This is a genomic window from Nocardia sp. GCM10030253 (assembly GCF_042675075.1).
In the GTDB taxonomy this organism is placed as follows: Bacteria; Actinomycetota; Actinomycetes; order Mycobacteriales; family Mycobacteriaceae; genus Nocardia.
The window spans coordinates 754001-775405 of the sequence record NZ_JBHTDL010000004.1; the positions used below are offsets into that span (position 1 = coordinate 754001).

Annotated in this window: 14 protein-coding genes and 2 pseudogenes; 9 read left to right on the plus strand and 7 right to left on the minus strand. The window is 65.6% G+C overall.

The genetic code is table 11. The annotated features are described in order from the left end of the window. Positions 1-9: 9 nt before the first annotated feature. Together ACFQZZ_RS07600 and ACFQZZ_RS07605 are read left to right on the plus strand one after the other, a co-directional pair. Positions 10-318 (plus strand): annotated as a pseudogene (locus ACFQZZ_RS07600) (RNA-guided endonuclease InsQ/TnpB family protein); the annotation flags it as partial. Between the two features lie 19 nt (positions 319-337). After that, positions 338-1300: a hypothetical protein gene (locus ACFQZZ_RS07605; protein WP_378675887.1), complete on the plus strand. Its 963-nt coding sequence runs from the start codon at positions 338-340 to the stop codon at positions 1298-1300. Here ACFQZZ_RS07605 and ACFQZZ_RS07610 read toward each other — a convergent pair. From ACFQZZ_RS07610 to ACFQZZ_RS07620, 3 genes are all read right to left on the minus strand, one after another. Continuing rightward, positions 1285-2292 (minus strand): recombinase family protein, encoded by a 1008-nt coding sequence (locus ACFQZZ_RS07610; protein ID WP_378675890.1) that lies wholly within the window; start codon positions 2290-2292, stop codon positions 1285-1287. The genes ACFQZZ_RS07605 and ACFQZZ_RS07610 overlap by 16 nt on opposite strands. A gap of 625 nt (positions 2293-2917) precedes the next feature. Beyond that, complete coding sequence (locus tag ACFQZZ_RS07615; protein WP_378675893.1) at positions 2918-3541, minus strand: NADPH-dependent F420 reductase; 624 nt, start codon at positions 3539-3541, stop codon at positions 2918-2920. Between the two features lie 247 nt (positions 3542-3788). Continuing rightward, positions 3789-4523: an SDR family NAD(P)-dependent oxidoreductase gene (locus tag ACFQZZ_RS07620; RefSeq protein WP_378675895.1), complete on the minus strand. Its 735-nt coding sequence runs from the start codon at positions 4521-4523 to the stop codon at positions 3789-3791. Between the two features lie 114 nt (positions 4524-4637). Here ACFQZZ_RS07620 and ACFQZZ_RS07625 point away from each other — a divergent pair, with 114 nt between their 5' ends. Beyond that, complete coding sequence (locus tag ACFQZZ_RS07625) at positions 4638-5279, plus strand: TetR/AcrR family transcriptional regulator (protein WP_378675898.1); 642 nt, start codon at positions 4638-4640, stop codon at positions 5277-5279. 245 nt (positions 5280-5524) lie between these two features. Here the strand turns inward: ACFQZZ_RS07625 and ACFQZZ_RS07630 are convergent. Beyond that, positions 5525-8538 (minus strand): annotated as a pseudogene (locus tag ACFQZZ_RS07630) (Tn3 family transposase). Positions 8539-10196: 1658 nt separating this feature from the next. Beyond that, the gene (gene aztA, locus ACFQZZ_RS07635; RefSeq protein ID WP_378675901.1) at positions 10197-10880 is read right to left on the minus strand and encodes a zinc ABC transporter ATP-binding protein AztA; all 684 of its coding nucleotides are present in this window, start codon (positions 10878-10880) and stop codon (positions 10197-10199) included. Between the two features lie 48 nt (positions 10881-10928). On the opposite strand from aztA, the gene aztB reads away from it, so the two are divergent. The 3 genes from aztB to aztD are packed head-to-tail and all read left to right on the plus strand — an operon-like array spanning position 10929 to position 15038. After that, on the plus strand, positions 10929-12929 hold the full coding sequence (aztB, locus tag ACFQZZ_RS07640) for a zinc ABC transporter permease AztB (RefSeq protein WP_378675903.1): 2001 nt from the start codon (positions 10929-10931) through the stop codon (positions 12927-12929). Beyond that, positions 12926-13843, plus strand: coding sequence for a zinc ABC transporter substrate-binding protein AztC (gene aztC / locus ACFQZZ_RS07645; protein WP_378675906.1), 918 nt, complete (start codon positions 12926-12928; stop codon positions 13841-13843). The genes aztB and aztC overlap by 4 nt, the downstream gene beginning before the upstream one ends. 34 nt (positions 13844-13877) lie before the next feature. Next, positions 13878-15038: a zinc metallochaperone AztD gene (gene aztD, locus ACFQZZ_RS07650; protein WP_378675908.1), complete on the plus strand. Its 1161-nt coding sequence runs from the start codon at positions 13878-13880 to the stop codon at positions 15036-15038. A 70-nt stretch (positions 15039-15108) separates the two neighbouring features. On the opposite strand, the gene ACFQZZ_RS07655 is transcribed toward aztD, so the two are convergent. Further along, positions 15109-15732: a sigma-70 family RNA polymerase sigma factor gene (locus ACFQZZ_RS07655; protein ID WP_378675910.1), complete on the minus strand. Its 624-nt coding sequence runs from the start codon at positions 15730-15732 to the stop codon at positions 15109-15111. 614 nt (positions 15733-16346) lie between these two features. Here ACFQZZ_RS07655 and ACFQZZ_RS07660 point away from each other — a divergent pair. The 3 genes from ACFQZZ_RS07660 (at position 16347) to ACFQZZ_RS07670 (ending at position 20139) form a co-directional block, all read left to right on the plus strand. Continuing rightward, on the plus strand, positions 16347-17681 hold the full coding sequence (locus ACFQZZ_RS07660) for a lipase family protein (RefSeq protein ID WP_378675912.1): 1335 nt from the start codon (positions 16347-16349) through the stop codon (positions 17679-17681). A gap of 134 nt (positions 17682-17815) precedes the next feature. Beyond that, complete coding sequence (locus ACFQZZ_RS07665; protein ID WP_378675915.1) at positions 17816-19015, plus strand: MFS transporter; 1200 nt, start codon at positions 17816-17818, stop codon at positions 19013-19015. Then, a complete protein-coding gene (locus ACFQZZ_RS07670; protein ID WP_378675917.1) occupies positions 19012-20139 on the plus strand; it encodes a hypothetical protein in 1128 nt (375 codons plus the stop codon). Before ACFQZZ_RS07665 ends, ACFQZZ_RS07670 begins: the two co-directional genes overlap by 4 nt. 6 nt (positions 20140-20145) lie before the next feature. Here the strand turns inward: ACFQZZ_RS07670 and ACFQZZ_RS07675 are convergent, their stop codons facing one another. Then, the gene (locus tag ACFQZZ_RS07675; RefSeq protein ID WP_378675920.1) at positions 20146-21342 is read right to left on the minus strand and encodes an acyl-CoA dehydrogenase family protein; all 1197 of its coding nucleotides are present in this window, start codon (positions 21340-21342) and stop codon (positions 20146-20148) included. Positions 21343-21405 lie beyond the last annotated feature (63 nt).

A 21405-nucleotide genomic window follows, 5' to 3' on the forward strand; every position in this document is an offset into this window, starting at 1 on the left:
GCGTCGTTCGTGGTCGAGGTCACCGGCGAGGCGCTGCCCGGACGTGTTTCGCAGGTCGGCATCGACCTTGGATTGACGACGTTCGCAGTACTCAGCGACGGACAGACCATCGCCTCGCCGTGGTTCTTCCGTCGGGCTGAACGAAGGTTGCGGAAATCGCAACAAGCGTTGTCCCGCAAGGAGAAAGGCTCCAGCAACCGGGTGAAGGCCCGGCTCAGGGTCGCCAGGGCTCACGCCACGGTGGCCGATACGCGCCGCGACTTCGCGCACAAACTGTCTACGGCGATCATCCGCGAAAATCAAGCGGTGTACGTCGAGGATCTGTGTGTGAAAGGGCTTGCGCGGACCCGCCTGGCAAAATCTGGTTCTGGATGGTCAAGCGCCGCCGGTCGGCGTCATCGAGACGCTGACCGGATCGCCGTTCGGCGCGCAACTCGAGGGTGGTGTGATCCCGTTCTTCGATCCTCGGGGGTGGCATCCGGAGATCGGGGTGGACGCGGCGATCGAACTGCTCGGGTGGTCGTGTGTCCGTAGCGATGGTGGTTCTCCGGCGGCCGCACTCGAGCGACTTCGAGTCACCTGTCGGCAAGGGCCCGTGCTGGTCGGCCCGCTGGACTTGGGCCTCATGCGGTATCGACCGGGATCCGGGGCCGCGATCGGCGCGGACCACTACGTGGTGGTGTTGGCTGTCGAGCAGGACACGGTAGTTCTCCATGATCCGCAGGGGCACCCCTTTGCCACGTTGCCGTCCGCCGATTTTCTCGATGCGTGGCGCGCCGAGAAGGTCACCTATGTCGATACACCGTTCGTCATGCGGTCGGGCTTTATTCGCGAGCAGGTGTTTTCCCTTACCGAGTCACTGGAATCGTCGATTCCACGAGCCATCGAATGGCTGGGCGGAGCGTCGGATGCCGTCGAGGGACTCGGCGATCTTGTGGCGAGTGGACTCGACCCCGAGGTTCGAAACCTGCTGGCGATTTTCGGTGTTCGTCTCGGGAGTCGGCGCCTGCTCGACGCGTCGGCTTGCCTGGCAATGCTCGATCGCGCCGATGCCGCGGCCATCGCCGCGGCGCAAGCGCGCGTTCTCGGCGGCCTTCAGTATTCGCTCGTCGCCAACGACGATGCGACTCTGATATCAGGCCTGCGGCGGCTGGCGCCCGAATATGACCGGCTGCGAGGAGCGTTGGCGCGGTCATGGGGTTCCGGTAGTAATCGCCGAAAAAACAACGGATATGGCGTAGGCCCAGGTCAGGGCTGTCGCGTTGAGGCAGCTGTTCGGGGTGGCTACTGGTCCTGCTGATCTTCGAGGACTTGGGCTTGGAGGCGTTCGCGAAGGTCGATTTCCTCGGGCGTCATCGGTTCGCCGGGGCGGCGGATGCGGGCGGACTTGGGCCGCATCGGCAAGCCGTCGCCCGCAGTGGCTTGCTCGGCTTCAGCAAACGCCCGGTACAGGGAGGCGACGGACGGGGACTTGCCCGCGTTCTGCCCGGTCTTGATGGTGAGTTTCTTCGCGATGTCCGGGACGGGGACGCCCTTGTCCTTCAGTGCGAGGGCGAAGGTGAGTGAGTCGTCGTCGATGACCTTGGGTCGGCCGCCGTGGTTGCCCTTGGCGGCGGCGATCACTTGGCCCTCGAGGGTTTTCTCCCGGATGTAGTTGCGTTCGATCTGCCCGGCGACGGCCAGGACAGCGAAGAACATCGCGCCCATGCCGTTGGGGTCGTAGATGCCGGTGAGGGGGCCAGTGAGCAGTTCGAGTGCGATGCCGCCGGTCTGGAGTTCCGCGGACAGCGCCATCAGCTCGGCGGCGTTGCGGGCCAGGCGTTTGAGCTCGTGGACGGTGAAGATGACCGGTGTCTCGGGCGCGGCTTCTTTGAATTGGTGGGCCAGGTCCAGGGCCTTCTCCAGTTCGGGCCGGACCTTGACCCGGGTGCTGATCTGTTCGTGGAAGATCTTGTGGCACTGCGCGCGGCGGAGGGCTTCGAGTTGGCTGGCCAGTTCCTGGCGGGCGGTCGATGTCCTGGCGTACCCGATCCGAACCGGCCGCTCGGTCCGCACGTCCGGGACCACGGCGAGCGCGGGACCCCGGGCCCATGTCCGGCCGGGGCCACGATCGGCGGGAGTCGGCACGTCGAGTTCCTCATGCAGTGCGGGCACCAGGACGAAGCGTGGGGTGTGGTACTTCGCGGCGGTCATGCCGCTTCGGGTTCGGCACGCGCTGCCGGCAGGTGCGTCGCAGTTGGGGCAGCGGTGCCGTTCTACCGCGGTGGCGGCCTGATCCGACGTCAGTTCCATAGAGGAAAGTCTCTCAGAAGTGTCTCGCACAACGTGGGAGTTCCGAGAGGACTTTTGCGAATGGTGGCCTGCGGTTTCGTGACCGCTGCGGAGGCGCTCGCAGAACTCTCGTATCTGATCATTTGTGCGAGGGGACCCGTGCACCAGTGAACTCGCCTAACGGAAATGGGCAGGATCTGTCGACAAGATACGAAAGCCGTTGACGCGAGGACCATTCCGGGCTGCCGCCCTACCCACGTGACGGACAACGGGGCGTTCGTCATATGCCTTGTCGACGTGCAGTTTCGCGGGTTTGCGCCGACGCGGCCCGCGTCGCGACCGCACGGCCAGGATCGCTTTGAACAGCGGGCGCAACACTGCGGCGTCGTTGGTGTTGGCTGCCGAACACTCACGGACAGAAGGGCGTGAGGGCGTAGCCGCGTTCGTCACCACCAGGGCTTCTCGTCGCTGGGACCAACCGCTCCATGGTGGGGAAGATAACCGGCAGCTTTCGGCGTCGGACAGAACGCGGCTGCTATGTCGGTCGCCAACATTGATATCTGACATCAGCGAGTCGGTGATCCATCAACCATCGTCAGGGCGCACAGCACGCTGTGCGCCGACGGCGTGGACCGGGGAGGGCTGCTCAGCCGGAATATTCGTTGACGCCCAGAGCGAAGTCCCAGTGGCCCACCCCGTTGCCGGCGAGGCCCACCGTGACCACCCCCACTCCTTCCAGCCAGTGCGCCATTTTCAGGCCGCCGACGTCCAGCGGGCGCAACCCGAGACTCTCGATGAATGCCGCCACGCCCGCCTTGGCCTGCGCATTGTCGCCAGCGATGAAGACGTTGGGCCGACCCTTCTCCAGGACATTACGGAAGACGGTGTTGAATGCCTTCACCACGCTGGTACCGGCCGGGGCCACCTTGGCGACTTCCTGCGCGATCGAGGTCTCCTCGCTGTGGGCCAGTCCGTCGAACGTGGCGTTGAAGGGGTTGCTGATATCGACGATGACCATGCCCGCGAGGGCGTCTCCGTACTCGACGACGACCGGAACGACACCGTCGTACAACACGGCCGTGATGACGATGTCCCCGGTCGGGACGGCACCCCACTTTCCCGCCGTCGCGCCGCCGCCGAGAGTCTTGGCCAGGTCATCGGCCTTGGACTGATCGCGGCCCATGACCTCGACGGTGTTGCCGCCCGCTACCGCCAGCGTGCCGATGGTACGGGCCATGTTCCCCGTACCGATGATGGTGATGTTGCCCATGAGGTGTGCTCTCTTCCTGTTCTCGAGGTTTTGCTGTGTCTCGTTCGTGCCGTGCCGGGTCGGGTCAGGGACAGGGGACGAGGGCGTCCCGTGATCGTTGTTCTCCCTTGGTGCGCAGTTCCCAGGACTGCGACCTGGTGTATGAGACCTGGTCGGCACGCCGACCCGCAGGTCCGACTCGGCGTGCCAGATCATCAAGGCAATTCACGGCTTGCGGTCGGCCATCCCGACGATGCGGTCCAGCAGGTCAGATGGCGGTGGTGCCGCCGTCGGTGACGAGTTCCAGGCCGTTGACGTAGCTGGAGTCGTCGGAGGCGAGGAACAGGGCGACGGTGGCGATTTCTTCGGGGCGGCCCATCTTTCCGCGGGGGATGAGGGACTCGAATGCGGCCCTGGTTGCCTCGTCGAACAGTTCTTCCTGTTTGGCGGTGGCGACCTGGCCGGGGGTCAGGACGTTGACCCGGATCTTGCGGTCGCGCAGTTCGTTGAGCCAGACGCGGGCCCATGCCTGCTGGACGGCTTTGCTTCCGGCGTAGAGGCTCCAGCCGGGGAAGGCGCCGAGAGAGGCGTTGGATCCGGTCATGAAGATCGAGCCGTTGTCGTTGAACAGCGGCAGTGCCTTCTGCACGGTGAACAGGGTGCCGCGCGCGTTGAGCCAGAAGGAGCTGTGGAACTGTTCCTCGGTGATCTCGCCGAGGACGGCGGGTTCGCCCATCCCGGCGCTGGCCCACAGCACGTCGATCGAGCCCTTTTCCCGCTTGACGGTGTCGTACAAACGGTCCAGGTCGTCCAGGTCGGAGGCATCGCCCTGCACGGCGGTGACGTTGCGGCCGATCAGCTCGACGGCGTCGTCCAGAGCTTCCTGCCGTCGGGCCTGGATGAAGACGTGCGCTCCTTCCTCGACGAAAAGTTTGGCGCCGGCCAGTGCCATGCCGGTGGATCCGCCGGTGATCACCGCTACCTTGCCATCGAGCTTTCCCACGATCACTCCTTTTCCGCAGTTATGTAAACCGTACTGTTTCCTTAACGTATCGGAGGGTCAGCTGTGGCGCAAGCTATGTACACCGATAGGTACCCGCGGGCTACGCTGGGGGACATGACGGAATTGGAGAAGGGCCCCCTGGGTCGACGCCGCGGCAGGGGCGCACGTGAGCGCATCCTCAGCGCGTCACAGCAGCTGTTCCGCGATCACGGCATCAACCGCACCGGCATGGACCAACTCTGCGCCGCGGCCCAGGTGTCCAAGCGGACGGCCTACCAGCACTTCACCAGCAAGGACGAACTCGTCGCCGAATACCTGCGCCGATTCGATCCCGACGTCATGCCCGGAGTGTTCGACCGCACCGACCTCACACCCCGCGAACGACTCCTCGCCGCGTTCGACATGCCCGCGTCCACGCCCCTGTGCCCCTACATCGCGGCGGCCGTCGAACTCCACGACCCTCAACACCCCGCATCCGAGTACGCACGCGACTACAAGACCGCCATCGCCGCGCGGCTCACCGAAACCGCCCGCGAGGCCGGTGCCACCAACCCCGAACAACTCGGCGAACAACTGGCGCTGCTCATCGATGGCGCCTCGGCCCGCACCCGAGTCCTCAACAGCGAATCCTTCCCCACCGCCGCCGCCATCGCCGCCGTCCTCATCGACAACGCCATCCCCGCGTCATCTCCACGGCAGCCCAGCGATGACCGCGGAACTACCGGGTCTGCTCCCGTTCCGGTGGGAGGCCAATGACAGCCCGGGCACGCCTCGTCGGCCGGGACGAGGACGGCCCTGGCCACGGCATGACGAGAAGTAGCCTGCCGTCCGTCGCCGGCGGCCTGGCGTTTCGGCTGCCGAGACCTACGTCCAGATAGGCGACGCCGTGTTCGACGGCGGCGTGAACTTAGTCGAGTTCCTCGACTACGCGGACGGGGCCATCGAGTACGGATTGCCACTGCGGCAAGATCTGGCCCTAGATCGATCTGACCGCCCTCACGTCAGAACAGAGTGTCACGCATCCGCAGGGGCCGGTACCCGGTCGGCCCGAGCTGGGCCAGCTCCGCGTCGATGTCGACCTCGATCGCGCCGAAGAAGTTGATGTTCTCGCTGTGGGCGGGGGACACATGAGCCAGCACCTCGTCATCCACCCGGCGGCCCTCACGCCGCATCTGCTCGACCGCGAGCCCGAAATACTCTGTCGTCCAGGCGACTACCGCATTTGTGGCGAGGGTCAGGCACCACATTTGTTCGGCCTGGTCCTCGAGATGCCGGGACCGGATCATGCCTTCGTGGGCGTAGAGCAGGCCGCGTTTGAGCGCGTGGACCGACTCGCCCCTGTTGAGCTGGCGGGCGATCTTGCGCCGATAATCCGGGTCCGACAAATAGCGTGCGGCGTAGATCGTACGGCGAAGCGCCCCATACTCTTTCAACGCCGCCGCCAGTGAGTTCTGTCGACTCGACGCCGACAGCTTCCCGACCAGCAGTGACGCGGTGGCGTGCCCGAACTTCAGTGACCCGGTCAGGCGAAGCAGATCGTCGTAGTGCTCGCTGATGAGGTCCAAGTTGAGTTTGCGGGTGAACAGCGTTCCGGCGCATGGGAACCGGGCCTCGATGTCTGCCCGCGACCCCGGCCGGTACAGGGTGATCTTGCCCAGATCCCGGATGCGGGGCGAGAGCTGCATCCCGAGCAGGTCGAACAAGGCGAAGTTGACCAGGGTCACGCCATGGGTATCTGTCGCGTGCTCGGTGATCGGCAGATCCTTGGCGTTGCCCAGAATCTCGTCCAGCACGTAGTGCGCCTCACGTCGCGTCGTGACGATCACCTTGGTGCCGTAGGTGGTGTGCTGATCAGTGACGTGGGTGTAGGTCGAGAGACCCTGCTCGGCGAAGAAGTGCGGAACCGTGCGAGCGGTGGTCGAGCGGCCGCGAGTCGGGAACCGCTGCCCGTCACTCGAGGACAGCGTGCCGCCACCGAAAGTCGCGGTCAGCGGCAGCCTTTGGTGATAGTCGATGATCGCCAGGTTCGCCGCCCGCAGCGTCTCCTCCCGCACATGCCATTCCTCGGTCCACCGCAGAATCTCGTAGGAGATGCCGCACGCATCGGCCATACTGCGCAGCCCGAGGTTGGTCGCATTGGCCAACAGCACCGCGATGAGATTGCGTTTGAGGTCCGTACTGCGGGCCTGCTTGCCGGTGGCGTGGGTGAAACAGTCCAGGAAGCCCGTGCGTTTGTCCAGCTCGATCAGCAGCGACACGATCGGCGCGAACGGCAGCATCTCGATCAGCTCCGCCTTGAGTGCGGCCGCCTCAGCAGGCACATCCTCCGCGGTCAACGGCGAGATCACCAGGTCGCCTTCCTCATCCAAACGCACCGGGCCCTCACCGTGGGTCAGAACCTTCTCCAGCTCACCGACTGAGGCGTGTAGTTCATCGACCATGTCCGCCAACGCGCGGGCCGGATCAGCGGATTTGCCGACCAGGCGGCAGAACTCGGCGCGCTGGGGCTCCCACTGGGCCGGGGTGAGCAGATACGACGCCGGATCGGCGTAGCGGCGTGAGCCGGGCACGAACACATCCCCGGTACGCAACCCGTCACGCAAACCAAGTAGCACACACAGCTCCCAATAGTGCCGGTAGGCGGTGGGATTGCCGGATTTGAGGGCCTCCTCGAGGTAGCCGCGCCACTTGGCTGGCACGAATCCTGTTGGAGCCTCGTCGAACACCTTGCGGCGCCCGGTCGCGTTCAGCTCCCGCAGCATCGCCACGGCGATCAGCAGCTCGGAGGCCGCGGTGCCGCCGGAGAACCCGACCGAAGACAGCACGTGCGGGGTGAACTGGCGCAGATAGCTGTAGGAGGTATTCAGGGCGGCCAGGTGCCCGTGATCACGCGGCAACCGGGGTTTGGCTTGGGCTATCGCCGCCCGCAGGCGCTCCCACCCGATCTTCTCGCCTCGGATCAGCCCACCGATCTGTTCATCAGCGATCCCCGCGTCGGTGACGATCAACAGCAACTCGTCCAGCAGGGCTTGCCGGTCCTCCCCAGCCTTGCCGCGTTCGGCCAGATCGTCCTTCATTCGGCGTTCGGCGGCACCGAATTTCGCCGAGATCGCCTGATCGAACAACGCGACCACCTCATCGAGCACGTCAGTCCCCGACTGTGTCAACACCGTGAGCAGGATCGGATGACGGCGCTGCGGATCCCGGCGTTCCAGTGCCTGGCTGGTCAGCCGATGGCCCATGGTGGCCAGGAACCGGCGTCGCTCGGCGGGCAGCACCGACATGTCGAGGCGGTCCGCGCCCAGGTTGCGCAGGAATCCGAGCTTGTCGACTTCGGCTTTCACCGCCGCCGCGGACGCCTCCACCGGCCGGTCGAGAGCCACCGTAACCGCGACATCTGCAGCGAGACGTCGTTGACCCGCAAGCCGTCCAACTCCGCGCAGCGTTGCGGGGTGAGTTCGTGCGCGAGCCGGTCGTAGGTTTCGCGCTGGGCTTGCTCACGGGCGTGAGCGACCCGCTCCACCAGTACCACCGGGCCCGGCCGGATCACCTTCGCTGAGATCAGGTATTCACACCCCAGCCGAAACAACAAGGTCGGTGAATCGTGCTCCATCGCCCGCGCCAGCAGGAACTCATCGAGGTCCTTCAGCTCCGTCGTCCCCGGGGCTCGCCAGCCCAGATACTGCGCCACCAAGCGCAGGTGCTCTGTTCGTGTCTGTGCCCGGGGGCCGTAGGAACCGATCTCGCTCGCATCGACATTCAGCTCAGCAGCCAACCGGGCCACCGCCACCGGCGGTGCCGTCGACACCTTGTCCGGCACGAACCCCAACCACGGCAGCGTGCACAGCGCAACGGCGATTCCCAATCGGTCCGCCGGGCCACGGCCCCGGCCCGGCGCGACGAACGCCAAGTCCGACTGGGTCAGCTTGAAGAACCGGTACAGCTCCTCGCGGCTGATCTCCGGGAACTCCCGCAGACGCGCCAACTCTTCGTCCGCGAATACCCGCGTCGCCACGAACCCCTACCTCCACCCGCGCCAACAGCCCTATCAGCGCCAAGCCAAGCACTACCAGCCCAAACCCGCATTCCGGGCACGAAACCCATTTTCTACCAACCGATTACGCATATCCGTTGTTTTTTCGGCGATTCCTACCAGAACCCCGTCATAGAGGCTCAGGGGCTGAGCAGCCGCCGGCGTATCGAACGGGCACAGCGACGAGGGATACCCGACCGGCGCGAAGCTGAAACGCCACGTCAGCAATTTCCCATAGTTGGGAACGGCTTGTTATTGCGCCATCGGACTTACGGGATTGTAGGCGGGCGCTTATGGTGGGTTCGCGCTTCCGAATTCTGCACATCGAAATCTGTTGGGTCTCATTGGTTTTACCTGTGTGATACATAACGGTGGTTGATAAACGATCTTGATACTTGTGCTATCTCTCCTTTGCGAAGGTTGTTGATCTGCGCCGCGCAGAGATTTCATGCGTAGGCTCCGGCGGGAAGTTGCAGGCAATCAGACTGTTGTACAGTCGCGGCAAGAATGGAGTAAGTCCATGGCTATGGGGGCCTTCACTTTTCAAAATAGTTATGGCTATTCCGAGCGGATCGAGAACCCGGGTGAGTATCAGACCTACAACTTGATCGTTGGCAGTGGTTTGGTGGACAACCAGACGAGTGCCACTGTCACGCTGTACTCGGAATCCGATTGCCGCGGTGACTCCGAATATCTGTACTCGCACAGTAGTAAGTACCTCACCAGGGGTTTCAAGAGCTTTAGATTCACGAGCTGACGGTCCAGGAGGTGTGCAAATCCCGCGGTCCGGACGGCGTGGGTGCGCACTCGGGGTGCAGCCTGTCGGGCAGGTCTGTCCCGGACATTCGGCGGCCAACCCGCAGCAGGCAACCATCGAGCATCCTGCCGGGTTGTCGGGGGTGTGGCACCGGATCTCGGGTCCACTTGTGATCATGATGGGGCGGTAGGACGCATCTTCCCGATGGTGGGAAGGTCTTCGTTGCTCGGTGGGAGGAGACTGGAGTGGGTCGATAGCGAAGCGTCGATCAATCGCTCTCGGCGGCAGTGAAGTACGAGCAATCTGCCGTCACGTGCGCAGGAAAGTTGATGATCCCATGCTCGACTCGCGTATTTTTTTCCTACTGGTCGTCTTGATGGTCCTTGTGGTGACAGTCACCATCAGCGCGATTCACTTACGGGCTGCGCACCATCCACCGGGAGATCGCAATGTCGGGATTCGAAGGTCGACCGCCGGCGTGACCGGCGTATCGACGAAAAAGGTCGTGCGACAAGATGTCTGGCCTGCGGTATGGACACACGAGCCACCTCTGCGACCGTTCACGATAGCGGAGGCGCATCGTGAAATGCAGCGGCACTGTAATTGTGGCGTAGACATCTGCGACCGCAAGGCTGCGGCGCTCCGGGCATTGGTCGAAGGTGGAAAGGTCAAGCTGGATTCGTCACGGCATCGAATGTAGCCAGTGATGGGCCCGGCCTTCGGCGATGTCGCCTGAGGGCAGCCACCGCGATGGCGATAGTCCACTTCGCCGAAATCGACACCGCATGCGACAGCGTTGCGGAATAGCGCTGGGAGAAGCGCCCGTACCCCGACGGAACCAGGCCCGCATTACGCCGGTGTGAATCGGCGCGGGTCCCTGTGATCAGCGATCGGCGGCCATGGCGGCGTGTGGTGTGCCCTCGGCGATCAGTGCTCCGTCCCGCAGGAGCAGGCAGTGGTCGGCGCGCATCGCCTCGTCGTGGTCGTGGGTGGCCTGGACGACGGTGACGCCGGCGGCGCTGATCTCGGCGAGTGCGCGCGAGATCTCTTGCTGGGAGCTCGAATCCAGTCCGGCGGCCGGCTCGTCGAGCAGCAGCAGGTTCGATTCCTGGGCGAGTGCCTGGGCGAGCAGTGTGCGCTGGCGTTGCCCGCCCGAGAGCGTGTCGAGGCGGCGGGTCGCGAGATCGGTGATGGCCAGGCGTTCCATGCACTCGTGCACCGTTGCGCGGTCCTGGCGGGACAGCCAACGCCATGGTCCGCAGTGCGCCCACCGTCCCATCGCGACTGTCTCGCGGACGGTGAGGGGCAGCGTGGCGGGTACGGCGGTGTGTTGCACGACAAACCCGGGGCGCTCCTTCGAATCCCGCCATATCGTGCCCGCCTGTGGCGCGACGACGCCCGCGATGACGCCGAGCAGCGTCGATTTTCCTGACCCGTTCGGGCCTACTACGGCGGTGACCTGCTCGCGCGGGATGGTAGCGGTCACTTCGTGCAGCACGGTCCTGCGTGGGTAGCCGGCGGAGAGTCCGCGGATGCGGACCGCGTCCAGGGCGGGAGTGTGGGACATGTCACCTCGCTTGTAATGATAATCATTTTCATCATAGTGTGACCGACCATGGAGTGGCTGTTCGCCCCGTTCGAGGTGGCCTTTGTGCAGCGGGCGCTGTGGGGCGGCCTGCTCGTATCGTGCGTGTGCGCACTGGCCGGGACCTGGGTTGTAGTGCGCGGCATGGCTTTTCTGGGTGATGCGATGGCGCACGGCATGCTTCCCGGTGTCGCCGTCGCGGCGCTGTTGGGCGGCAACCTGCTTCTCGGTGCCGCGATCAGTTGTGCGGCGATGGCATTCGGTGTCTCGGCGCTCGGTCGCAACCGGCGCTTGTCCGCGGACACCGGGATCGGACTGCTGTTCGTCGGGATGCTGGCGCTGGGGGTGATCATCGTTTCCCGCTCGCAGTCCTTCGCGGTCGATCTGACCGGGTTCCTGTTCGGTGATGTGCTGGCCGTGCGCGATCGGGATCTCGGATATCTGACTGCCGCACTGCTTGTCGCGGTGACGGTCGCGATCCTCGGGCATCGCGCGTTCGTCGCGCTCACCTTCGACCCGCGCAAGGCTCATACGCTCGGTTTGCACCCGAGGCTCGCACATGTGGCGCTGGTCGGCCTGGTGACACTGGCGATCGTCGCGTCGTTCCACATCGTCGGCACCCTGCTCGTTTTCGGGCTGCTCATTGCCCCACCGGCGGCAGCGACGTATTGGGCCGACCGGATTCCGGTCATCATGCTGATCGCCGCGCTGCTCGGTGCGTTGTCCACCATTGTCGGACTGGTCATTTCGTGGCATGCGAGTACCGCGGGCGGTGCGACGATCGCGGCGGTCGCCGTCGGGTTGTTCTTCCTATCGGCGCTGGTTGCCGCTGTGCGTGATCGGTTGCGCGGCAACGGCGTCCGGTCCGCGCCGGTACTGGCGAGCGTGCTTGCGGCGGTGCCGCTGGTCGGCTGTGGATCCGGTGCGGAGAGTGCGCCGCCCGAGGACCTGCCGCACGGCTATGTGGCGGGCGCCGAGGAAACCTCCGATGTGCAATCGCGTCTGGTCCTCGCCGACGAGCGGACCGGCGCGATCCAGGTGCTCGATCTGATCACCGAGAAAACCTCCGAGGCCGGTCGAGCGGAGGGGGGTGTGCGGCGGATTGCCGGCGACGGCAGGTTCGCCTATCTCGGCACGGTCGGTTCGGGACGGATCGTGGACACCGGCGGGTGGACGGTCGACCACGGCGATCACGTCCACTACTACCGCGCCCCGGTCCGCGAGATCGGCGCTATCGAGGGTGGCCGGGTGGCGGCAGTGCACAGCGACGGGGCCCTTGCGGCAGTGGTTTTCGAGGATGGCGGCACGATTCTGCTGGACCGGCCCGCCCTCGAAGGCGGATCGGTGTCCGAGGTGGGCCGGATCGGGGACGGCGCCGCGGTGCCCTATGCCGAACATCTGCTGGTAGCCCTACCGGGCGGGCGCGTCGAAGTCCGCACCCGCGCCGGCGCGCCGGTGACTGTCGCCGCCGAGCCGTGCGCGAACCCACGCGGTCGGGCCGTGACCCGCCGCGGAGTCGTCTTCGGTTGCGCCGACGGCGCTTTGGTGGTGACCCATCGCGACGGAGCGTTTACCGGAGAGAAGATCCGCTACCCCCGGGAGGTGGCAGCAGCGGATCGCGCCGTCGAGTTCACCCACCGCCCCGGCAGTTCGACGCTGACCGCGAAGGCTGGTCAGCAGGGTCTCTGGTTGCTCGATGTCCGCAAGAAGGTGTGGACGTTGGCATCGGTCGGTCCGGTACTGGCCGTGAACACAGCGGGGGAGGGATCGTCTGTGCTGGCGCTGACCCGCGATGGTGTTCTGCACAGTTTCGATCCCGAAAGCGGCACGGAGACAGCGCGAATCGTGTTACTCGATCCGGTAGCCGACGGCGCGACATCACCGGTGATCCAGGTCGATTCGAATCGCGCCTACGTCAACGACGCGCCACGCCGGTCGATATACGAAATTGCCTACAACGACAATTTGCGCATCGCACGCACATTCACCATCGACCTCGCGCCGACGCTCATGGTGGAGACCGGCGAATGAGAGCCGTGATCCGAGTAATAGCCGCCTTGGCCGCGCTGCTGCCGGCGCTGACCGCTTGTACCGAAGGCGGTGGTGAGCGCACCGGAATCGTCGTCACCACCAATATCCTCGGTGATCTCACCCGCTCCATCGTCGGTGACGCCGCCGAGGTCACCGTGCTGATGGCGGCGAACGCCGACCCGCACTCCTTCGCGATCTCCGCCAAGCAGGCAGCCCGGCTCGACCGTGCCGGGCTGGTCGTGTACAACGGCCTCGGCCTCGAGGAGGGAGTGGCCCGCAACGTGGCCGCAGCCGAGAACGCCGGTGTCCCAACGGTTGCCGTCGCCGATCACATCGACCCGCTCAGCTACAGCTCGGACGAGTCGGCAGGCCCGCCCGATCCGCACTTCTGGACCGACCCGCGTCGGGTGCGTCGGGCTGTGGAGGTGATCAGCGCCGAGATCGTCGAGCATGTCGATGGTATCGATGCCGCGGCGGTTCGGGCCAGGACCGATCGGTATCTGGCGGAGATCGATCAGCTCGATCACTGGATGTCGGAGAGCTTCGCCCCGATTTCCGCCGAGCGACGCAAGTTGGTAACCAATCACCACGTGTTCGGTTATCTGGCACAGCGTTTCGGCTTTCAGGTGGTCGGCGCGGTGATTCCCAGTGGGACGACACTCGCGTCGCCGAGCTCGTCCGACCTCAGCGCACTGGCCGACGCGATCCGAGCCGCCGCCGTCGCGGCGATCTTCGTCGACGCTTCGCAACCCGACAGGCTCGCCCGTGTCCTCGCCGAACAGGCGGGCGTGCGGGTGCAGGTCATCGGGCTTTATACCGAATCACTCACCGAACCAGGTGCGGGCGCGGGCACCTACCTGGAAATGATGCGGGCCAACACCGCTGCGATCACCCGCGGGCTCGCCGCGCCCTGAACTGGAGAACACAGCACGAGAAACGGAGCAGCACATGCATATTCGGTCACGGGCCACGACGAGGGTGACGCTGTCCGCGCTTGTCGTTTCGGTCGTCGCCCTGAGTGGTTGCGGCACGGATGATTCGAAGGACGCGCACGCGCCGGGGGGCGAGCCGATCGCGGTCACCTACGACGGCGGCATCTACGTCCTGAACGCGATGACACTCGCGCAGACCGGTGAGGTGAAACTCGACGGCTTCAATCGGTTGAACCCGGCGGGAGACGATCGCCACCTCATGGTGTCGACCAAAGACGGCTTCCGGGTGCTCGACGCGTTCGACGCCGAGTTCACCGGCGCCGAGTTCCCTGCTGCCGAACCGGGTCACGTCGTGCGGCACGCAGGGCGCACCGTCCTGTTCGCCGACGGTACCGGAGAAGTCACCTCCTTCGACCCCGAGAAGCTCGGCAGCGGCAAACCACCGACAAAGGTCTACCGGGCTGCCGCGCCGCATCACGGTGTGGCGGTCGAACTGGCCAACGGTGATCTGGTCGTCACCCTCGGAACCGAGGACAAGCGTGTCGGCATCGCCGTGCTGGACAAGAACCGCACGGAAATCGCCCGCAACGAGGACTGCCCCGGCGTGCACGGAGAAGCCACCGCCAAGGACGAGGCCATCGTGATCGGCTGCCAGACAGGGGTTCTCGTCTACCGCAACGGCGTCATCACCAAGGTGACCAGTCCGACGCCGTACGGCCGCATCGGCAACGCGGCGGGCAGCGCGGCATCCCCGATCGTGCTCGGCGATTACAAGCAGGACAAGGACGCCGAACTCGAACGCCCGCAGCAGATCTCGCTCATCGACACGACCACCGGCGCCCTCCGTCTGGTCGATCTCGGCACCAGCTACACCTTCCGGTCACTGGCCCGCGGCCAGCAGGGGGAGGCGCTGGTCCTCGGCACCGACGGCCGCATCCACGTGATCGACCCGGTGGCGGGCACCGTCACCCGCACCATCCCGGTCATCGACTCATGGCAGGAACCACTGAAGTGGCAGCAGGCCCGACCCGCGCTCTTCGTGCGCGGCGGCACGGCCTATGTCTCCGACCCGGTCACCAAGAAGGTGCACCGAATCGACCTCGCAACAGGCACGGTCACGGCGACCACCACATTGGCCGCCGCTCCGAACGAACTCAGCGGCGTCACCGGGCACTGAAACAACAGGTCGTGCGGGGCGTTGGGCGGCAGTCCGTCCCGACGCCCCGCGAGACCGCGCTCTCGACTCGTCAATCGTTGCTCAACCAGATCTCCATCTGTTTGAGCCCGACGCGGATGCGGCTCTTCACGGTCGGTAGGGGGATCCCCAGGAGGTCGGCGACCTCGCGGTAGCTGTGGTCACCGTAGTAGGCCAGGGCGATGGATTCGCGTTCGCGTGCGTTCAGTCGCGCCAGATTGTCTCGGACGGATTGGTGATCGAACTGCTGGTCGACCTGTTCGGCGACGACGTCGTGACCGGGCCTGAACTGGGCATTGCCGTAGGTGTTCTCCCTGTCTGTGATGGCTTGCTCGGACCGAACCAGGTCGACCGCCCGCCGATGCGTGATCATCATCAGCCAGGTCAGCGGGGCGGCCCGGGTGCCGTCGTAGCGATCGGCGGTGGTCCATGCCTGCAGATAGACCTCCTGGGTGACCTCCTCGGCAAACGTGCGACTGTGAACGATGTGGACCGCGAGCCCGAATACCCGTTGGCTGGTCGCGTGATAGAACTCGGTGAAGGCCGCTCGATCCCCTGCGGCGATCGCGCCGAGCAGCTCGCCGAGATGGTGCCGGGAACGGTCTGGGAAGCCAAGGTCCGGCGGTCGCGGCAGCGTGTCTGTCCGAACGGCTTTGTTGGGTATCGTGACGACCATTGCTGCCTCCTCATTCTGGACGTCCCAGATATCGTCCAGTCATGCCGCGCCGGCAGTGTGGGTGCAGACGCGGCCTCATAATGCGCACCGACGCAAAGCATTCGAGCTGTCCGCAATTCAGTTCGAGCGGTAACACATCTGCGTGTCATCGCTCGAAAGGGTTTAGAGACCGAGGGGTTTGTATATTACCGAGCCGGTGCGGCGCGCGATGGCATATTAGAACCAGATTGGGGGCGAACTTCGGGCATTCCCAACTCGGGGTACGGATAATCTCGATCTTCCAGGTTCTGACGTGCGATATCCGCATTCGGTACGCGATCGCTACTTTTTGTGAGAATTGTCCGTTTTATGGCAGCAAACCCGCTCTTGCGGGGCGCGAACCCGCCTCGAGTCGTTGAACTCCTTGCGGTCGGCGATGGGTCGAACGATCCCCTGTCCGTCGGTGCCGATGGCGGCGGCACGTGATTTGGGGCTCTTGCCCCTTGGTGACGTGCACAACAGGTCGGAGCGAAGTCTGTTGGAATGTGGATAGCGTCGCGGCCCGCTCAGCTGTCTACTTGTCACCAGTCTGGTGATCGGACGGCTGGATCACACGCATCGAGGTGAGGGGCTATATGTTCGGGGTTTCCCGCAGGTTCGAATGGGTGGCGGTGCCGTTGACGGCGCTGTGCCTTTCGGTGTCCGCCGGAGTCGCCGTGGGCGATCCGTTCCCGACATTTCCGCCGGATCGAAATCAGTTGCCGCAGTTGCCCGCTGAACCGCCGCTCTACGACTTGCTGCCGATTCCGGTGCCCGACGAGGATCCGTGGTACGACGATCCGGCGGACTTGGCGTCCTATGAGCCCGGTCAGATCATTCGTACCCGCACTGTGCAGACCCGCATTCTGGGTATCCCGTTCCCGGTCGACACCAAGCAGCTGCTCTATCGCAGCAACGACGTGCACGACAACCCCATCGCGACGGCAACGTCGGTGATCACCCCGGGCATTCCGTGGTTCGGCAGCCCCCGCCCGGTTGTTTCGTTCCAGGAGGCGATCGACTCGACCGACTCGTCGTGCAATCCGTCGTACACCCTGCAAACGGGCACGATGAAAGAAAGCCTGCTGACGCAGTATTGGCTGATGCAGGGCTTCGCGATCAACATCCCTGACTTCGATGGCAAGTTCAACACCTTCAACACCTTCGACGAAGGCAAAATGGTGCTGGACAGTCTTCGTGCCATGAAGAACGATGCGACGCTGGGTCTTACGAATTCCGGGATCGCGCTCTACGGCTACTCCGGCGGCGGCTCTGGTTCGATGCGCGCGGCCGAACTGCGCGAAACCTACGCCCCCGATGTGCGACTGCTCGGCACTGCTGTCGGCGGCACGCCAGGCGATCTGCAGTTGCAGGCGCGCTACGCGACCATGCAGCAGCCCGGGCTCACCGGAATCAGCAACTTCACCATGTGGCTCGGCTTCGCGGGCCTGTCGCGCGAATTCCCCGAAGCGTTCGATGCGAAAAAGCTGCTGACCGATGAGGGACAACGGATTCTGCAAGATGTGCAGAGCCGCTGCGTCTACACCATCGCACTGACCGGAATGTATCGGCCTATCAGCGACTACTACCAGCCCGGCAAGACGTTGGAATCCATCCCTGAGGTCATGCAGATACTGAAGGAGCAGAGTCTCGGCCAGCAGATTCCGGATAGTCCCATCTTCTGGTTCCACGGGATGTGGGATGAGCTGATCCCGCCGTCGGTGGTGCTGCCGGTGGTCAACGAGTACTGGAATCGTGGCGCCGATCTGCGGTTCTACACGATGCCCTTGCCGGAGCACGTCACCAACGCGGTCGCGGGGTGGCCGCCAGCGGTGGCATGGACCAGCGCGATACTGCGTGGTCTCCCGCCGGGCCCACGATTCAAGGCGGATTTCCAGATCCCGGGTAGTCCTGGGCTGCCGGGTAGCTGATGGCCTGAGCCTGTCGATCGCGCCCTCTCCCGGCGAATGGTCGAATACCCACGCTCGGAACCGAGGCGACTTCGCGTCCGACTACTGGAGTTCGAGGCCGTCGACTGGGCGGCGCGGCTGGGAGGAGAACGGCAGTGCAGCAGACACACCCGCGGGTCCGAACGGACCGGGCGGCGGTGGCGTCGGTGACCGGTGTGCTGACCGCGGCCATGGGCTTCTCCATGTTGCAGTTGTTCCTGCTCGGCGCCTTGGGCCCGCGGATCGTGCCTGACCTCGGTATGTCAACGGCACTGCTGGGATTCACGGCGACGGTCGGGTTCGGGACTGCCGCATTGCTCTCGCCGATGGCGGGGCGTGCGGTGGATCTACTCGGCCCGCGGCGATGTCTGGTGGCGTTGCTGGGGCTGGTCGCTGTCGTGCTGGCAGCGATCGCCGCGGCGCCGAGCTACCTGGTGCTGATGCTGGCCGTCGGTCTCGGTGGTGCTCCACAGGCATTGGCGAATCCGGCGACGAACAAGGCGATCTTGGCGGCGGTGCCCACACCGCGGCGCGCCGGCGTGACGGGTACCAAGCAGTCCGGTGTCCAACTCGGCGCTGTCGCCGCTGGGCTCCCGCTGACCGCGTTGGCTGCCGCTGCCGGGTGGCGGGCCTCGGTGTGGGTGGCCGCGGGCGTCGCCGTACTTGCCGCGTTCTGGGTCTGGCGGGCGTTGCCCACCGATCCGCGCCGAGATGAGCAGGGTGCCGACAGTTCCGGGGTCGGTACCGAACGATCGAGCGTGGTGCGCTGGCTGGCCGCGTATTCGCTCTTCCTCGGTGCCGGGATGGCCTCGATCAACACTTATCTCGCGCTGTTCGGAGAGCGGCGGCTCGGGCTCGACGCGGCGACCGCGGGGACATTGGTCGCGGTGCTCGGTGCAGCCGGAATCGCGGGCCGCATCGGCTGGGCCAGGGTGGCGGGCAGACCGGGGATGGCGGTGGTGTTGCCCGCGGGGTTGGCGTGTGGGTCAGCGGGTGCGGCATTGCTGTTGGCCGCGGCTCCGTTCGTCGACGGGCTGGTGTGGGTTGCGGTGATCGCGGTGGGCACGTTCGGCATGGCGGGCAACGCGGTGTCGATGGTGTTGGTGATCCAACGGGCAGCGCCGGGTCGTGCGGGGCGGGACTCGGCGCTGGTAGCGGCGGGCTTCTTCGCCGGATTCGCGGTCGGCCCACCACTTTTCGGTGTCCTGGTGTCGGCGATCGGGTACAGCAACGGGTGGCTGACGGTCGCCGCGGAATTCGCTACCGCCGCGGGAGTGGCGGCACTGTGGGCACTGCGGGATCGGGTGCGGGTATGAGCGAGACCGTGCCCGATCGCTCGACGGCCGCATCGGAGCAGGCGCTGAGCGGCACCGCGTATTCCGGTGTGGTGTCGACCTCGGAGCGAGAATGGGCCGAGGCCGCCCTTGCCGCGGTGTTGGACCGTGCCAGAGTCACGTATGCGACTGTCGGCGAGCGTTTTCCGCTCTATGCCGACAGTGCGTCGGGTGACTGGACGAGCACCTCGAAGGGGTCGTGGACCGGTGGATTCTGGGCGGGACTGCTCTGGTTGCAGGCCCTGTACACCGGTTCGGCCGAGGACCGGTCGGCGGCCTCCGCGGTCACCCGCCGGTTGGCCTACTGGGTGGAGGCCGATACCTCTACCCGCGGGCTGATTCTCTGGTACGGAACGGCTTTGGCGGTCAAGGGCGATGCAGCTGTGCTGCTGCGCGCCGAGGCGGCCCAAGCCTGCCTGGCGGCCTTCGACCACACACTCGGTGTGCTGCCGTGGGGTTCGGCGTTCGGTGGCGAAAGATTGTCGGCCCGTGTCGATGGGGTACCCGGCGTGGTGCCGTTGTTGGGATCAGGCTCTGATGTCGGCCGGGCGGCGGCTCGTACGCATCTGGACACCCACCTTCGGCTATGGCAGGCGCAGCCTGCGGGGACACCGGCTTGGTCGTGGACCGATAGCGAATGGGCACCGTGTGCACAGCCGCGGACGGGCTGGAGCCGCGGCCGCGCCTGGCTGTTGCTGGCGCTCGCCGACGCATCGTGGTACCTCGATCGCGACTACCGCGTGGTCGCCGAGCAACTGGTGGACTACAGGTTGCCGTTGGTTCCGGCCGCCCACGCGTCATCGGGTGTCGCGCCGGATACTTCGGCGGCGGCGATCGAGGCGGTGGCGTTGCTCAAGTTGGCTGCCGTACAGGAGATTTCGCAGCACGCCGCACAGCTGCGAGACAGGGCTACCGACATTCTTCGGCATCTGGTGAGCGAACATCTCAGTGGCGCTGGTGGCGCCCGCCCGCCGGGCATGCTGCTGAACGGCTGCTACGACCTCGACCGCGGGCTGGCCGTCGGTCATGAACTCATGTGGGGTGACTACTTTCTCGCGCTCGGGCTGGCTGTCCACGTCGGGTTGGTAGCTCCGTTCGCCACCTGAGCGCGATCAGCGCAGCACCCGCCTGGCCACTGCCTCGATGTGCAGTTCGTCGGGTCCGTCGAGGATGCGTGCCATCCGACCCATACGCAGCAGGGCGGGCAATGCGGTATCGGGGCCGAGTCCGGCGGCGCCGTGTACCTGGATCGCGGCGTCGGCCACCTGTTGCAGCGTTCGGGCCGCGGCGACCTTGGCGAGACCGGCTTCCACTCGAGCGTCGTGGCCCGCGTCGATCAGCGTCGCCGCCTTGTGCACCAGTGGGCGGGTGCTGCGAATAGCGAGCAGGGATTCGAATACATGCTGCTGCACAAGTTGTCGGTCGGCCAGCGGCCCACGGGACTGGGTTCGGCTGCGCGCACGATCGCACATGAGCTGGAAGGCGCGCTCCGCCTGCCCCAACCAGCGCAGACAACGCAGTGTGCGCCCGAGTTGCAGGCGTTCACCGGCAATCGCCAACGCCCGACCCGGCTCGCCGATCAGATGGTCGGCGGGCACGCGGACCGCGTCCATGGCAATCTCCCACTGGCCGCCCACACCCAACACCGGAAGTTCCCGGAGAACCCGGAAACCGGGTGAATCGGTGGGTACGAGAAACAAGGAGAGGCCCTCACGGCTCGGTGCGGTGCCGTGGGTGCGCGCGAGCACGGTGACCAGATCGGCGTCGGCAGCGCCGCTGACGAACCACTTACGGCCGGTGAGCGTCCACGAACCGTCCGGCTCGGCGGTCGCCTTGGTGGCGGTCATGGCGGGATCGGTGCCCGGAGTGTCGGGTTCGGTCATCGCGTACGCGGCCTGCAGTTCCCCGGATACCAGCCGTTCGAGATAGGTCGCACGTACGCGATCGGCGCAATGTCGTTGCAGCATCCGCACATCCAGCAGCGCCGCCGAGCCGAGCGCGCGGGGCCCGTGGTCACTGGCGCCCTCCGCTTCGGCCAGGCGCACGTAGTCGGCGAAAGGCAGTCCTTGCCCACCGAGTTCGACGGGCAGTGGCAACGCCCACAATCCCGCGGCCCGCGCCGCGGCCCGCAGTTCGGCCAGCGTCGCGGCCGCCGTCGGCCCACCCGCATCGAGCCGCTGTTCCTGGGGCACCACCTGCTCCTCGACAAAGGCAGTCACTCGGTCGCGCAAGGGCGCTCGAGCAGTACCCGACGGTGCGGATTCCGGTGCACCGACTGTCGGCACCGCGCTCGATGTGAAGGTCGTCATGATTTCTCCTCCGCGTTGACCGGGAACCCGAGGGCTCGACGGTCCGACTGCTCTTTCCGTGGA